The sequence below is a fragment of the Nocardia sp. NPDC056541 genome (assembly GCF_042794235.1).
Lineage (GTDB): Bacteria > Actinomycetota > Actinomycetes > Mycobacteriales > Mycobacteriaceae > Nocardia.
Genome location: NZ_JBHTUD010000001.1, coordinates 317478 through 330692, shown reverse-complemented (window position 1 = coordinate 330692; position 13215 = coordinate 317478). Strand labels below are relative to the sequence as shown.

The window sequence follows — 13215 nt, the reverse complement described above, 5'->3', positions numbered from 1 at the left end:
TCAGCAAAGGATGTGCACACACATGAGCGCGAACCTGATGATCGTGGACGACGATGTCCAGATGCGCGGCGACCTGCGTCGCGCGATGGAAGACGAAGGCTATGCCGTAGCCGAGGCAGGCGTGCCTTCCGACGCCCTCGATCGGCTGCGCAGCGACGGGCCACCCGATCTGATGATCGTCGACCTGATGCGCGGCGAAGCCGACGGCTTCGACTGCATCCGGGAGATCCGTCGTGACCACGATGTGCCGATCATCGTGATCAGCACCCGTTACGACACCCACGACGTGGTCGCGGCCCTGGAGGCGGGGGCCGACGACTTCGTGAGCAAGCCGTTCGAAATCAAGGAGATCACCGCCAGGATGCGCGCGCTCCGCCGTCGCGCCCGCATCACCGCCGATCGCGACACGACCCCCGAGGCCGTGCTCGACGCCGATCCGCACGCGCCGCTGGTGCTGGCGGCCGACGCGGGCGCGGTGCGTCGCGGCGCCGAGGAGATCCACCTCACGGTCACCGAATTCCGGTTGCTGTGTGAACTGGCGGAGACCCCCGGCCGCGTGCTGAGTCGATCCGTGCTGCTCGAAAGAGTGTGGGATCAGGGCTTTTTCGGTGACGAACGCATCGTCGACGTCCACGTGCGACGCCTGCGTACCAAGATCGAACGCGACCCGTCCGACCCGCGCATCGTGGTTACCGTGCGCGGTCTCGGGTATCGCCTCGATGTGCAGTCGTAGTAAACGATTCGTCATACAACCGCAAAGAGCTCGACACAAAGACCGCAAAGTCGGCTGGGCACGTTAGATATATGACAACGTCCACCATGTCCATCGAGCCGGCCGCCAGCGCGGCGGCCCCTGGTTCGGAACCGAGATTGCGTCATCCGCGGCTGGGCGACGGTGCCCAGCTGTGGCGGATCGCCCGCGATTCGCAGGTACTCGACGTCAATTCCAGCTACGCGTACCTGCTGTGGTGTCGCGATTTCGCCGCAACCTCGTTGGTTGCCGAAAGTGACGGTCAGCCCGTCGGATTCGTCATCGGATATGTGCGCCCGGAAGCTCCGGACACGCTGTTCGTCTGGCAGATCGCCGTCGACGCGCAAGCTCGCGGCCGCGGCCTGGCCGCCGCCATCCTGCACGCGCTGCTGGATTCGGTAGCCGGCGCGGGCATCACCACCTTGGAAACCACGATCTCACCCGGAAACACCGCCTCGCATGCGCTGTTCTCCGCGGTGGCCCGGGAACGCGGTGCCGATTTGCGCACCGAGGACCTGTTCGAAGAAAACGATTTCCCCGATTCACACGAGGCAGAGCTGCTGTATGTGATTTCACCGGCTCAGCGCCAGGAGGAACGACGATGATCACGACCACCGACACCAGCATTTTCGAGGCCATGGAATCGAATGTGCGCGGATACTGCCGTGACTGGCCGGCCATCTTCAGCACCGCCGAAGGCGCCTGGTTGCGCGACGAGCAGGGCCGCGAATACCTCGACTTCTTCGCAGGCGCCGGCGCGTTGAACTACGGACACAACAACCCGATTCTGAAAAAGGCGCTGCTGGAATACATCGGCAGCAACGGCATCACCCACGGTCTGGACATGTCGACCGTGGCCAAGCGTGAACTGCTCGAGACCATCCGCGACAATCTGCTCTCGCCGCGTGGCCTCGACTACAAGGTCCAGTTCCCTGGCCCGACCGGCGCGAACGCCGTCGAAGCCGCGCTCAAGCTGGCCCGCAAGGTCACCGGCCGCAAGACCATCCTGAGCTTCACCAACGCCTTCCACGGCATGACCCTCGGTGCGCTGTCGGTGACCGGCAACGCCGCCAAGCGGGCCGGTGCCGGGGTGCCGCTCGAGCACTCCACCCCGATGCCCTACGACGGCTACTTCGACAACACCATCGAGGACTTCGGCTGGATGCAGCGCGTCCTCGACGACAGCTCCTCGGGCTTCGATCGCCCCGCCGCGGTGATCGTGGAGACCGTGCAGGGTGAGGGCGGCGTCAACCTGGCCCGCGCCGAATGGCTGCGTCACCTGGCCGGACTGTGCGCCGCGCGCGACATCCTGCTCATCGTCGACGACGTGCAGATGGGTTGCGGGCGCACCGGCCCGTTCTTCTCCTTCGAGATCGCCGGCATCACCCCCGACATCGTGACGCTGTCCAAGTCGATCGGTGGCTACGGGCTGCCGATGGCGCTGGTGCTGCTCAAGCCCGAGCACGACCAGTGGGCGCCCGGTGAGCACAACGGCACCTTCCGTGGCAACAACCCCGCCTTCGTCACCGCGACGGCCGCTCTGCGCGAGTACTGGTCCGATGACAAACTCGCCCAGCGCACCGCCGAGAACGGCGCCTACGTGGGTCGCACGCTCGACGCGGTCGCGCAGCGGCACGCCGGAGTGTCCACTCGTGGACGCGGCATGGTGCACGGCATCGTCTTCGACGACCCGTCGCAGGCGGGCAAGGTGTGCCGCACCGCGTTCGAACAGGGTCTGCTGGTGGAGACCTCGGGGTCGATGGACGAGGTCGTGAAACTGCTGCCGCCGTTGACGCTGGGCAGCGACGAACTCGATCAGGGCCTGTCGGTGCTGGTCTCCTCGATCGACACCGTCTGTGGTGGTGCCGCATGATCGTGCGCACCACCGAAGAGATCACCGGCACCGAACGCGATGTGGCAGGGCCGGGTTGGCGCAGCAAGCGCATCGTGCTCGGCGGCGACAAGGTCGGTTTCTCCTTCCACGAGACCACGATCGAGGCGGGCACCGTCCACCGGTTCCACTACCAGAATCACGTCGAGGCGGTGTGGCTGGTCGAGGGTGAGGGCAGCCTGCTCGATCTCGACAACCAGACAACGTACGAGCTGGGCCCGGGCTCGATGTACCTGCTCGACGGACACGAACGTCACCAGGTCACCGCCCGCACCCAGCTGCGGATGTTGTGCGTCTTCAATCCGCCGGTCACCGGTCGCGAAGTACACGATGAGAACGGGGTGTATCCGCTGATTATCGAGGAGGATGGCGCCAGTGTCTGATCAGCTCGACCGCTACCCGACCCGGTTGTCGGAGCCTGCCCCGCATATCGAACGCACCGATCCCACGGTGTGGGGCCAGGTCACCTCGCCGGAGCTGATCGGATTCGACGCGAACGGTTTCGCGACGATCCCCGACCTGCTCACCCCCGACGAGGTGGCCGCCTTCGGCGCCGAGGTCGGCCATCTCGCGGCCGACCCCGTGCTCTACGGCGATGAACGGGTGATCGTGGAACCCGTTGCGGGGCAGGTCCGTTCGGTGTTCCAGGTGCATCAGCTCAGCAAACCGATCGCGGAGCTGGTCGCCGAATCGCGGATCGCGGGCCTGGCCGAGCAGATCCTCGGTTCGCCGGTGTACCTGCATCAGACCCGGGTGAACTACATGCCCGGTTTCGGTGGTAGTGGTTTCGGCTGGCATTCCGATTTCGAGACCTGGCACGCCGAGGACGGCATGCCGGCCCCGCGGGCGGTGAGTCTGTCGATCGCGTTGACCGACAACTATCCGTTCAACGGCAGCTTGATGCTGATGCCCGGTTCACACCGCACCTTCGTGCCGTGCCTGGGCGAAACGCCGAGCGGTCACTATCGGGAGTCGTTGCGCGAGCAGCGAATCGGGGTTCCGACGACGGACGATGTCACGTTCCTGGCCGCCCGTTACGGGATCACCCAGTTCACCGGGCGGGCCGGTTCGGCGCTGTTGTTCGACTCCAACATGATGCACGGTTCGTCGAACAACATCACCCCGTTCCCGCGCTCGAACATCTTCCTGGTGTTCAACAGCGTGGAAAACGCCCTGGCGGAGCCTTTCGCGGCCCCCCAGCGCCGCCCGCAACACATCGCCGCCCGCGATTTCACGCCCTTGCGTGAGAATTCGGCCGAAGCCGGTGCGGTGCTGGCGGACCAGGCGCCCTAGACAGGTCGGCCACGAAGCCGCCACCCGCGGATCACCGCGGGTGGCGGCTTTCTCGTCCTAAGGCTGTTCGGACAGGGCGGAGAGGGAGGCCGCGGCGCGTGGGTCGTCGTGGGCGGCGGCCTTCCACCATTGTTCGGCGGCGGCGCGTTCGCCTTGCTGGAGGAGCAGGGTGCCCAGGTCGTAGGCGGCGCCGCTGTGGCCTGCCTGCGCGGCTTGGGTCCAGAGGGCGCGGGCCGAGTCGTGTTCGCCGCGTTCGTGCATGGCGGTTCCCAGGTCGTGCAGGGCGCCGCCGACGCCCTGGCTGGTTCGTGGGGGCTCGGGCGGATCGGTCGGGCCGAGCGAGATTTTCGGTGCGGGATCCGATGATGCCGGTTCGGTGGAGGCGGCGGGGGGACTTGGTTCGACGGGGGGAGCCGAGGGGGCCGGGCCGAGCGGTGTCGTAGCCGGGTCGGCCGGATCGAGGGGTGGTTCGGGGCGTGCCGGTTCGGCCGGGCCGGTGCTGAGTTCGACGACCAGTTCGTTGAAATCGGGTGTGCCGGGACCGGTGCTGCACCACAGGGTCGAGGCCCCGTCGGGGAGCAGGTCGACGACCATGCCGTAGTTGCCGGTCCAGGATTGGTGTGTGCCCGATTCGGCCACCCAGACGGGTGTGAGGGTGAACAGCGCGTCGGGTGCGTCCGCGGTCACCGAGATGTCGATGCCGTCGGCGAGGGCTTCGTACCAGATGTCGACGCCCGCCAGCGATTTCCCGTTCAGATTCACGTGCCCGTCGTGGACGGAGAGACCGAGACCGAGGCCCGACACGTCCTCGGGTGCCATCACCGACAGTGCGCGCAGATGCACCGCCGTCGTTCCGGCGGGCAGCGCCTCGGTGTACATCGGATAGACCGCCGCACCGCACCATTCGATCGGATCGGCGCCGTCGTAGCGCTGATCGAGGGGGAGTGGGTCGCCAGGGCGTTGCGCGTCGGGATCATTCATCGGTGGCACCCGCCCTTTCCGCTGTTACACCCCCTCGCGGCGCCAGACTGTCCGCGGTTGCGCGCTACACCGTACTCGTGTCTACGTGGAGTCGTGGTCGATTCACGACAAGACGGCCGCTGAAAACGACAGTGCCCCGGCGACCCCGGTCGACCTGGTCCGCGACAGTGTGTCCGGATGTCGGGCAACGGGATTCGCCGGGGCCTGACCTGACTGATCAGGCGTGGAATCGACGCCTCAGACGGCCACCGATTCGCCGATCTCTTCCTCGACCGAGGCAGGTGCGACCGGCCGGGGTGCGTGGCGCGCCTCGTACCGACCGGCCACCACGACCAGCGCCACACCCACGACCAGCCACGCGAACAACCCGAACAGGCGGGAGCCGAACCCGGCGCCACCGTCGAAGTAGAGCAGACTGCGCAGGCCTTCGACGAAGTCGGCGCCGTTCCAGAACGAGTGCAGCGCACCGAAGAACTCGTTCTGGAGTTCGGGCCCGTAGACGCCGCCGGAGGTGGTGAAGTTCAGCATCACGAACAGGGTGATCAGAGCGAGGGTGGTCCAGCGCTTCAAGAACGTGTGCAGGCCGATGCCGATCAGGATGATGCCCGAGGTGTAGACCCAGGCGATGGCGAACACGCTCGCGAGATCGGTGTCGATCACGCCGAACACCGGACCCGCCACCACGACGCCGATGAGGCTGACGATCAGCGCGGTCACCACACCGATCGCGGCGCGCACCCGCATCCGCAGCAGCGCGCCCGCCGCGCCGATCACCGCGACGCTGCCGTACGCGCCCACGCTCAACGCGACCAGCAGGAAGAAGATGCCCTGCCCGGTCGGGTCACCGCCCGCCTTGGTCGTGACATCGGTGATCACCAGCGGCACGCCCTGGTGATCCGATACCGACCGGAAGGCCACTTCCGCGGCCATCGCGCTGGTGTCGGAGCTCGCGGTGGCGACCAGCAGTTCCGGCTTGGCGGCGTCGGGCACATAGGCGCCGACGAGCTCGCGATTGCGCAGTGCGTCGATGGCCGCGTCGCGATCGGGCACGGTGACCATGTCGAGCCCGGCGCCGCCCTTGTCCTTCATCGTCTGTGCCAGCACCATCGTCTGCGGGGAATCGCCCACCACGGCGAGCGCGAGATTGTTCGGCTCGGGCTGATGGAACGCGCCGAGGTAGGCCAGAGCCATGCCGAGGCACATCAGCAGCGGCGTCAGCAGGTGTCCGGCGACGTGCCGGAACTGGGTGCGAGTCATCGGGGCAGATCTCCAAACAGTTGGTAAATGCAACTATGTATGGTTGTATGATACAACTATGAACGCGCGGAGCACAAGAACCCAGGCTGTCGACACCATCCAGCGGGAACTCACCGCTTTCGCTCGCCGTGCCCGCGGCCGCGCCGCCGAACTACACCCCGAGCTGAGCCTGGTCGCCTACAGCATTCTCGACCTGATCCTCGAACGCGACGGTTGCCTGGCCACCGACCTGGCCGAGCAGTTCCTGCTCGACAAATCGACCGTCAGCAGGCAGGTCGGCGCACTCGAGAAGCTCGGCTACCTCGAACGCGCGGTCGATCCCGGCAATCGGCGCAACCACGTCCTGCGCGCCACCCCAGAGGGCCGAGCAGTCGCCGGCGAGGCCGAACGCCGGCGCCGGGAAGCCTTCCAGGCGCGTTTCGCCGACTGGACAGACGACGATGTCGCGGCGATGGCCGGTTACCTGACCCGCTACAACCGCGGCGACTGACCAGGCCCGTCTTCAGCGCGTTCGGTTCGTGGGCGGGCATCCGCCTGGCTATTGCACACGTCACCCCCGCCGATGGGCGGTGCCCCGGCAGCGCGTGCGAGTCGGTATAGTCGCCGCGGATGAGTAGTGACACCACCCACCCCGAGCAAGAGCGTTCCCCACGCCCGATCAATCGAGCATGGTGGCTGGTGCCGGTGTTGCTCACCATTGTGTCGGTGGTCTGTGTCAGGACGCCGATCTGGCCCTTCGAACGCTATTCCGGCGGGTTCATCGATCTCCAGGTCTACCGCCTCGGCATCGAGGCGATGCGCGACGGCGCCGATATGTACGGTCAGCTGCCCAAGACCTCGATCGGCATCGGTCTGCCCTTCATCTACCCGCCGTTCGCGGCCATCGCGCTCGCACCGTTCGCGCTGCTGCCGTGGGGCACGGCGAAGATCCTCTACGTCGTGGTGTCGATCGCCGCCGTCGCCTGGACGCTGTATCTGGTGGCCCGCCGCTACCACCCCGACCGCAAGCAGGTCGCCCTGCTCGTCACCGCCTGCGCGGTCCCCCTGGCGATGCTGCTGGAACCGGTTCGCTCGACCATCGACTTCGGTCAGGTCAATCTCCTGCTGATGGTGCTGGTCGCCACCGATTGCCTGCTCCCGAAGACCCGCTACCCGCGCGGCATGCTGATCGGTCTGGCCGCCGCCATCAAACTCACGCCCGCCGCCTTCGTTCTCTACTTCCTGGTCCGCAAGGACTACAAGGCCGCCGCGACCGCCGCGGGCACCGGGGCGATCGCCACCATCGCGTCCTTCGCGTTCCTGCCCACCGAATCCACCCGCTACTGGTTCGGCGGCCTCGGCAACGTCTCGGGCCTGAGCGGCTCGGCCTTCCATACCAATCAGTCGATCCAGGCCGTCATGGCCCGCCTGCACATCACCGGTCTGCCGTTCGACGCGCTGTGGCTCGTGCTGGGCACCCTGCTGCTGGTCCTGGTCGTCGCTGCGATGCGCAAGGCCGCCGACGCCCCCGCGATCGCGCTGTCGCTCAACGCGGTCTTCACGCTGCTGCTGTCGCCGATCTCGTGGTCGCACCACTGGGTCTGGATCGCGCCCGCGTTGCTGGCGATGGTCTGCCACGCCCGTACCCTGCCGGTCAGCAGCGCTCGCGGCTGGTACGCCACGACTGTCGTCGTCGCCGCGGTCTTCGTGATCGCGCCGCACAGTTTCCTGCCCGACGGCGAACACCGTGAGACCTCATGGACGTGGGATCAGCACATCATCGGCGACACGTATGTGTGGCTGGCGGTCGGGCTGGTTGTCTTGTTCCTCGTCACCGGACGTCGGCCGGCGCAGCCTGCGCAGGAGCCCGCGGCGGTCGAGGAACACGCGCGCGTCGCCTGAACATCCGGTGACCCCGGCGGTCTCAGCCCAGGTGGTTGACGACGGCTACCGGGGGCCGGGCAGTGATTCCGTCCGGGTCTGCGATGTCGGCCAGTTGCCGAAGGCTCGAGTCCAACCCGCGCTGAAGGGCGTGACCGAGTACGACCGCGTCGGCGTCTCGTAACACCTGGCCGTGCAGGCCGGTGCGAAGAGTGGCGCGCGAGAGGTCGCGCAGGTGCTCGAGTTCGACGGCGAAGGTGACCGCGATACCGGTCACCGCGCCGCACGTCATCGTCCAGCTGCGGTTCGGGCAGTATTCGGTGATGACCAGATGCACGTCGTGGAGCATGTCGAACATCTGGACCTGAGCGGCGAGTTCGAGATCGGCACCGACTCGATCCGGCGCCGGGCCGGTCCAGGAGTGGAGTTCGGACATCCACGCGGCGATAGTGTGCGGTTCGGACAGTAGGTCCCACAGCGCATCCGGGGCGACGGGCAGGGCGATGGCACCGCTGACGTGCACCTGGTCCACGCCGTCGCCGGGCGCGCCGTCAGGCGTGATCAGCTGACCGGTCTGCCTGCGATGACTCCGCTGGGCCATGATCCCCCACTTCATCGGGACCCGGCGTGCGGTGGTCGCACGTCGACCGGTCCCGAACGGCGTGCGACAGACGATAGCCGACCCACTCGAAATGTCCATTCGGACAGTGGATTTCGCCGGCGAGACTATATCCGCACCGTGTTCTTCGTGGAAAGTCACCATCGCCCCGCGTGCGATCCACGCGGGGCGATGATGACTGAATCGGGTACTTCAGACCGTGACGGAGGCTTCGCGCTGGAGTTCCAAAGCGATGTCGATGAGTTGGTCTTCCTGGCCGCCGACGAGTTTGCGTTTGCCGGCGCGGACGAGCATTTCGGCGGCGGAGACGCCGTAGCGTTCGGCTTGGCGTTCGGCGTGCTTGAGGAAGCTGGAGTAGACGCCCGCGTAGCCCATCATCAGTGATTGCCGGTCGAGCAGGCATTCCTGGGGCATGGCGGGGCGGACGACGTCTTCGGCGGCGTCGGCGATGGCGAAGAAGTCGACGCCGGTCTTGATGGCCAGCTTGTCGGCGACGCCGACGAAGGCTTCGACGGGGGTGTTGCCCGCACCGGCGCCGAAGCGGCGGGTGGAGCCGTCGATCTGGGTGGCGCCGGCGCGGACGGCGTAGACGGAGTTGGCCACGGCGAGGCCGAGGTTTTCGTGCCCGTGGAACCCGACCTGGGCGTCGGTGCCGAGTTCGGCGACGACGGCGGCGACGCGGTCGGAGACTTGTTCGAGGACGAGTGCGCCCGCGGAGTCGACGATGTAGACGCATTGGCAGCCTGCGTCGGCCATGATCCGGGCCTGTTTCGCGAGGGTTTCGGGTGGCTGGGTGTGCGACATCATGAGGAAGCCGACGGTTTCGAGGCCGAGGTCGCGGGCGTAGCCGAAGTGCTGGACGGAGACGTCGGCTTCGGTGCAGTGGGTGGCGATGCGGCAGATGGCGGCGCCGTTGTCCTGCGAGATCTTGATGTCTTCTTTGACGCCGACGCCGGGCAGCATGAGGAACGCGATCTTGGCGTTCTTGGCTGTTCGGGCGGCGATGGTGATGAGTTCTTGTTCGGGGGTTTTGGAGAATCCGTAGTTGAACGAGGAACCACCCAAACCGTCGCCGTGGGTGACTTCGATGACGGGGACGCCGGCGTTGTCGAGGGCGGTGACGATGTCGCGGACTTCGGTGGTGGTGAATTGATGGCGTTTGTGGTGGGAGCCGTCACGCAGGGAGGTGTCGGTGATCCGGATGTCGAGTTCAGCAGAGAATGGCATGGTCGAGTCTCCTTACGCCCGGCTCGGCTGCGGCGGACGCAGGGCCTCGGGGGTGATGGTGTCCAGGGCTGACGAATCGGTCATGATCACACCCGCGTCGACAGGATCTGATCGGCCATGACCTCACCGACACGGGTTGCCGCGGCGGTCATGATGTCGAGGTTGCCCGCGTACGGGGGCAGGAAATCGCCCGCGCCTTCGACCTCGACGAACACCGAAACCTTCGCCAGTCCGCCCGAAACGACGGAGGGTTCGTCGAACTGGGGTTCGTTGAGCAGGCGGTAGCCGGGCACGTATTGCTGGATGTCGGCGACCATCTGGTGGATGGAGGCGGTGATCGCGTCGTGGTCGGCGTCGTCGGGGATCGCGCAGAAGATGGTGTCGCGCATGATCATCGGCGGTTCGGCGGGGTTCAGGATGATGATCGCCTTGCCGCGCTGGGCGCCGCCGATGGTTTCCACGCCACGGCTGGTGGTCTTGGTGAACTCGTCGATGTTGGCGCGGGTGCCAGGACCTGCCGAATTGGACGAGACCGACGCGACGATCTCGGCATAGGGGACAGGCACGACGCGCGAAACCGCGGCGACGATCGGGATGGTGGCCTGCCCGCCGCAGGTGATCATGTTGACGTTCGGCGCTTCCAGCAGCGAGGCCAGGTTCACCGGCGGTACCACGGCCGGACCCACCGCGGCGGGGGTGAGGTCGACGGCGCGGATGCCGAGTTCGGCATAGCGGGGTGCGGCCGCGCGGTGGACGTAGGCCGAAGTCGCCTCGAACACGATGTCGGGCTTCTCGTCCTGGGCGAGTAGCCAGTCCACACCTTCGGCGGAGGTTTCCAGGCCGAGTCCGCGCGCGCGTTCGAGCCCTTCGCTCTCGGGGTCGATGCCGATCATCCAGCGCGGCTCGATGGACTCCGAGCGCAGCAGTTTGTAGAGCAGATCGGTGCTGATGTTGCCGGATCCGACGATCGCGGCGGTGACGGAACCGTGGGACACGGTTGGCCTCCTCGAGGAATGGCGGCCCGGACGGGCCGCGGGTGGGATCGGCTCAGGTGAACGACAAGCGGACGGAGCCGAGTCCGGTGAAGTCGGCGCGGAAATCGTCGCCGGGTCGGGCGTCGATGGCGCGGGTACAGGAACCGGGGAGCACGATGTCGCCCGCTTTCAGCCGGACCCCGAAGGTCGCGACCTTGCGGGCCAGCCAGGCGACCGCGATCGACGGATCGCCGAGGACCGCGTCGCTGCGGCCTTCGGCGACGATCTCACCGTTGCGGGTGAGCACGGCATCGATCGCGGTGATATCGATATCGCCCGGGGCGACGCGTTCGCGGCCCAGGACGAACCCGGCCGACGAAGCGTTGTCGGAGATGGTGTCGGCGAGCCCGATCTGCCAGTCGGTGATCCGTGAGTCGATCAGCTCGATCGATGGCGCGTAGGCGACGGTCGCGGCCAAGACGTCGGCTTCGGTGCAGTCCTCGCCGGGCAGGTCGGCGCCGAGGACGAACCCGACCTCGACCTCCACGCGCGGCAGCAGGAACTTGGTGGTATCGACGGGGACGTCCTCGTAGACCTCCATGTCGGCGAGCAGGTGACCGTAGTCGGGCTCGTCGACGCCCATCATCTGCTGCATCGCCTTCGACGACAGCCCCACCTTGTGCCCGACGACCTTTCCGCCGTCGTCGAGCCTGCGCCGGATATTGAGCAGCTGGACCTCGTACGCGTCCACCACATCGATGCCCGGATACCGGTCGACGATGGGGGACACGGCCACCCGATCCAGCTCCGCCCGCGCCAGTTCGGCGGCGAGCTCGGTGCGCATGCCGGTTGTCAGCATCCTGGCTCCCTCTTCTCGTCTGGTGATGCCACCCCATGCTCGTGGTCGAGGCGGCTCACCGGGCCGGGCTCTCCCGCTGGATGGACAGGAAATTCCCCGGCCCGGCGCGGGATCGCCGCGCACGCGACGACCAGGACAACGGTCATGACCGCGATGGACACGAACACGAGATGTATTGCGGCGGATAGCGATTGCGGTGTCGGCGCACCGTCGCCGGCCAGGCGCGCGTTGACGATCGCGCCGAAGACCGCGACTCCCACCGCGCTGCCCAGCGACCGCGCGAACATGGTGGCGGAGGTGACGACCCCGCGTTCGGCCCACCGCGCGCTCGTCTGCGCCGCGATGAGCGTGGGTGTGGCCACCAAGCCCATGCCCGCGCCGACCACGAAACACGACGCGGCGACCTGCCACAGGGCCGAGTCCTCGTCGAGCAGCAGGGTGGTCGCCACGCCGAGCGCCGCGACGGTACTGCCCAGCACCGCGCACGTGCGAAACCCGAAGCGCAGATACACCTTTCCCGCTCTGGCCGCGGCCAACGGCCAGCCCAGGGTGAGCGCTCCGGTGACGAGCCCCGCGACCAGGGCGCTCGACCCGAGCACGCCCTGATTGAACATCGGCACATACGTCGTGAACCCGAACAGCAGCGCCCCGCCCAGCATGGCCGCGACACTGCTCGCGATCACCACCCGCCGGGTGAACACCCACAGCGGCAGAATCGGTTGCGTGGCCCGCGCTTCGACGGCGACGAACAGCGTGAGCGACAGTCCGGCGCACCCGAAGACGGCGATACCGACCGGCGATCCCCACGCCCACGCGTGACCGCCCTCGAGCAGTCCGAGCACCAGTGCCCCCGCACCGAGCGTCAACAGGACCGCCCCGGCGTAGTCGACGCTGCGCCGGCGCCGCGGTACGGACTCGTGGAAGTTGCGGATCAGCATCCAGGCGGCGAGTGCGGCCAGCGGCAGGTTGACCAGGAAGATCCACCGCCACCCGAGGTAGTCGGCGCAGATACCGCCGAGCAGCGGGCCCGTCACCGAGGCCACCGCCCACACCCCGGCCAGATAGCCCTGGACCGTGGCACGTTCGGCCAACGTGTACAGATCACCCGCGATGACCATGGTGGTGGGCTGGATGGCGCCGGCGCCGATGCCCTGGACGGCGCGGAACACGATCAGGGCGAGCATGCTGCTCGCCAGCCCGCACAGCAGCGAGCCCAGCGCGAACACCGCGATGCCGAACAACATCACCGGTTTGCGCCCGAACGTGTCGGCGAGCGCGCCGTAGATCGGCACGGTGACGGCCTGGGCGAGCAGATAGCTCGTGAACAGCCACGGAAACAGCGTGAAATCGCCCAGACTGTCGGTGATCGACAGCACCGCGGTCGCCAGGATCGTCGAATCGAGCGCGACGAGTCCGGTGGCGAGCATCAGCGAGGCCAGCACCGGCCCACGGTCCGAGCCGAAGCCGACATCGGGCCGCGCGGTATCGGTTGCCACAGAACAC

Annotated in this window: 14 protein-coding genes; 7 read left to right on the top strand and 7 right to left on the bottom strand. The window is 67.3% G+C overall.

All coding sequences use genetic code 11. The features are described from left to right. Nucleotides 1-22 precede the first annotated feature (22 nt). The 5 genes from ACFQ9R_RS01520 to thpD all read left to right on the top strand — a co-directional run bounded on the left by ACFQ9R_RS01520 (nt 23) and on the right by thpD (nt 3935). Nucleotides 23-733 carry a response regulator transcription factor gene (locus tag ACFQ9R_RS01520; protein WP_378987756.1) on the top strand — a complete coding sequence of 237 codons (711 nt, stop codon included), beginning with the start codon at nt 23-25 and terminating at the stop codon, nt 731-733. Between the two features lie 71 nt (nt 734-804). Then, nucleotides 805-1356 (top strand): diaminobutyrate acetyltransferase, encoded by a 552-nt coding sequence (gene ectA, locus ACFQ9R_RS01515; protein WP_378987753.1) that lies wholly within the window; start codon nt 805-807, stop codon nt 1354-1356. Next, complete coding sequence (ectB, locus tag ACFQ9R_RS01510; RefSeq protein ID WP_378627672.1) at nt 1353-2624, top strand: diaminobutyrate--2-oxoglutarate transaminase; 1272 nt, start codon at nt 1353-1355, stop codon at nt 2622-2624. Before ectA ends, ectB begins: the two co-directional genes overlap by 4 nt. Beyond that, nucleotides 2621-3025: an ectoine synthase gene (locus ACFQ9R_RS01505; RefSeq protein WP_378627675.1), complete on the top strand. Its 405-nt coding sequence runs from the start codon at nt 2621-2623 to the stop codon at nt 3023-3025. The genes ectB and ACFQ9R_RS01505 overlap by 4 nt, the downstream gene beginning before the upstream one ends. Further along, nucleotides 3009-3935, top strand: a complete 927-nt coding sequence (thpD, locus tag ACFQ9R_RS01500) for an ectoine hydroxylase (RefSeq protein ID WP_378987749.1) — start codon at nt 3009-3011, stop codon at nt 3933-3935. Before ACFQ9R_RS01505 ends, thpD begins: the two co-directional genes overlap by 17 nt. A 57-nt stretch (nt 3936-3992) precedes the next feature. Here the strand turns inward: thpD and ACFQ9R_RS01495 are convergent, their stop codons facing one another. Both ACFQ9R_RS01495 and ACFQ9R_RS01490 read right to left on the bottom strand, forming a co-directional pair. Next, nucleotides 3993-4916 (bottom strand): hypothetical protein, encoded by a 924-nt coding sequence (locus ACFQ9R_RS01495; protein WP_378987746.1) that lies wholly within the window; start codon nt 4914-4916, stop codon nt 3993-3995. A gap of 237 nt (nt 4917-5153) precedes the next feature. Then, nucleotides 5154-6173 carry a hypothetical protein gene (locus ACFQ9R_RS01490; RefSeq protein ID WP_378987743.1) on the bottom strand — a complete coding sequence of 340 codons (1020 nt, stop codon included), beginning with the start codon at nt 6171-6173 and terminating at the stop codon, nt 5154-5156. 58 nt (nt 6174-6231) lie between these two features. Between ACFQ9R_RS01490 and ACFQ9R_RS01485 the strand changes: the two genes are divergently transcribed. Both ACFQ9R_RS01485 and ACFQ9R_RS01480 read left to right on the top strand, forming a co-directional pair. Further along, nucleotides 6232-6663 carry a MarR family winged helix-turn-helix transcriptional regulator gene (locus ACFQ9R_RS01485; protein WP_378987740.1) on the top strand — a complete coding sequence of 144 codons (432 nt, stop codon included), beginning with the start codon at nt 6232-6234 and terminating at the stop codon, nt 6661-6663. 119 nt (nt 6664-6782) lie between these two features. Continuing rightward, the gene (locus ACFQ9R_RS01480; protein WP_378987737.1) at nt 6783-8054 is read left to right on the top strand and encodes a glycosyltransferase 87 family protein; all 1272 of its coding nucleotides are present in this window, start codon (nt 6783-6785) and stop codon (nt 8052-8054) included. Nucleotides 8055-8076: 22 nt separating this feature from the next. On the opposite strand, the gene ACFQ9R_RS01475 is transcribed toward ACFQ9R_RS01480, so the two are convergent. From ACFQ9R_RS01475 to ACFQ9R_RS01455, 5 genes are all read right to left on the bottom strand, one after another. Beyond that, complete coding sequence (locus tag ACFQ9R_RS01475; protein ID WP_378987734.1) at nt 8077-8634, bottom strand: SRPBCC family protein; 558 nt, start codon at nt 8632-8634, stop codon at nt 8077-8079. A 210-nt stretch (nt 8635-8844) separates the two neighbouring features. Then, the gene (dmpG, locus tag ACFQ9R_RS01470; RefSeq protein ID WP_378987731.1) at nt 8845-9879 is read right to left on the bottom strand and encodes a 4-hydroxy-2-oxovalerate aldolase; all 1035 of its coding nucleotides are present in this window, start codon (nt 9877-9879) and stop codon (nt 8845-8847) included. An 86-nt stretch (nt 9880-9965) separates the two neighbouring features. Further along, nucleotides 9966-10874, bottom strand: coding sequence for an acetaldehyde dehydrogenase (acetylating) (locus ACFQ9R_RS01465; RefSeq protein ID WP_378987728.1), 909 nt, complete (start codon nt 10872-10874; stop codon nt 9966-9968). A 52-nt stretch (nt 10875-10926) separates the two neighbouring features. Then, nucleotides 10927-11712, bottom strand: a complete 786-nt coding sequence (locus ACFQ9R_RS01460) for a 2-keto-4-pentenoate hydratase (RefSeq protein WP_378987725.1) — start codon at nt 11710-11712, stop codon at nt 10927-10929. Further along, nucleotides 11706-13208 carry an MDR family MFS transporter gene (locus ACFQ9R_RS01455; RefSeq protein ID WP_378987722.1) on the bottom strand — a complete coding sequence of 501 codons (1503 nt, stop codon included), beginning with the start codon at nt 13206-13208 and terminating at the stop codon, nt 11706-11708. The genes ACFQ9R_RS01460 and ACFQ9R_RS01455 overlap by 7 nt, the downstream gene beginning before the upstream one ends. Nucleotides 13209-13215: the final 7 nt, after the last annotated feature.

What these genes read in the sequence shown, in the direction of transcription:
- ACFQ9R_RS01505 (WP_378627675.1), top strand. Translation starts at nt 2,621, where the DNA reads ATGATCGTGCGCACCACCGAAGAGATCACCGGCACCGAACGCGATGTG.
- dmpG (WP_378987731.1), bottom strand. Translation starts at nt 9,879, where the DNA reads ATGCCATTCTCTGCTGAACTCGACATCCGGATCACCGACACCTCCCTG.
- ACFQ9R_RS01520 (WP_378987756.1), top strand. Translation starts at nt 23, where the DNA reads ATGAGCGCGAACCTGATGATCGTGGACGACGATGTCCAGATGCGCGGC.
- thpD (WP_378987749.1), top strand. Translation starts at nt 3,009, where the DNA reads ATGGCGCCAGTGTCTGATCAGCTCGACCGCTACCCGACCCGGTTGTCG.
- ACFQ9R_RS01495 (WP_378987746.1), bottom strand. Translation starts at nt 4,916, where the DNA reads ATGAATGATCCCGACGCGCAACGCCCTGGCGACCCACTCCCCCTCGAT.
- ACFQ9R_RS01480 (WP_378987737.1), top strand. Translation starts at nt 6,783, where the DNA reads ATGAGTAGTGACACCACCCACCCCGAGCAAGAGCGTTCCCCACGCCCG.
- ACFQ9R_RS01490 (WP_378987743.1), bottom strand. Translation starts at nt 6,173, where the DNA reads ATGACTCGCACCCAGTTCCGGCACGTCGCCGGACACCTGCTGACGCCG.
- ACFQ9R_RS01460 (WP_378987725.1), bottom strand. Translation starts at nt 11,712, where the DNA reads ATGCTGACAACCGGCATGCGCACCGAGCTCGCCGCCGAACTGGCGCGG.
- ectB (WP_378627672.1), top strand. Translation starts at nt 1,353, where the DNA reads ATGATCACGACCACCGACACCAGCATTTTCGAGGCCATGGAATCGAAT.
- ACFQ9R_RS01485 (WP_378987740.1), top strand. Translation starts at nt 6,232, where the DNA reads ATGAACGCGCGGAGCACAAGAACCCAGGCTGTCGACACCATCCAGCGG.
- ectA (WP_378987753.1), top strand. Translation starts at nt 805, where the DNA reads ATGACAACGTCCACCATGTCCATCGAGCCGGCCGCCAGCGCGGCGGCC.
- ACFQ9R_RS01475 (WP_378987734.1), bottom strand. Translation starts at nt 8,634, where the DNA reads ATGGCCCAGCGGAGTCATCGCAGGCAGACCGGTCAGCTGATCACGCCT.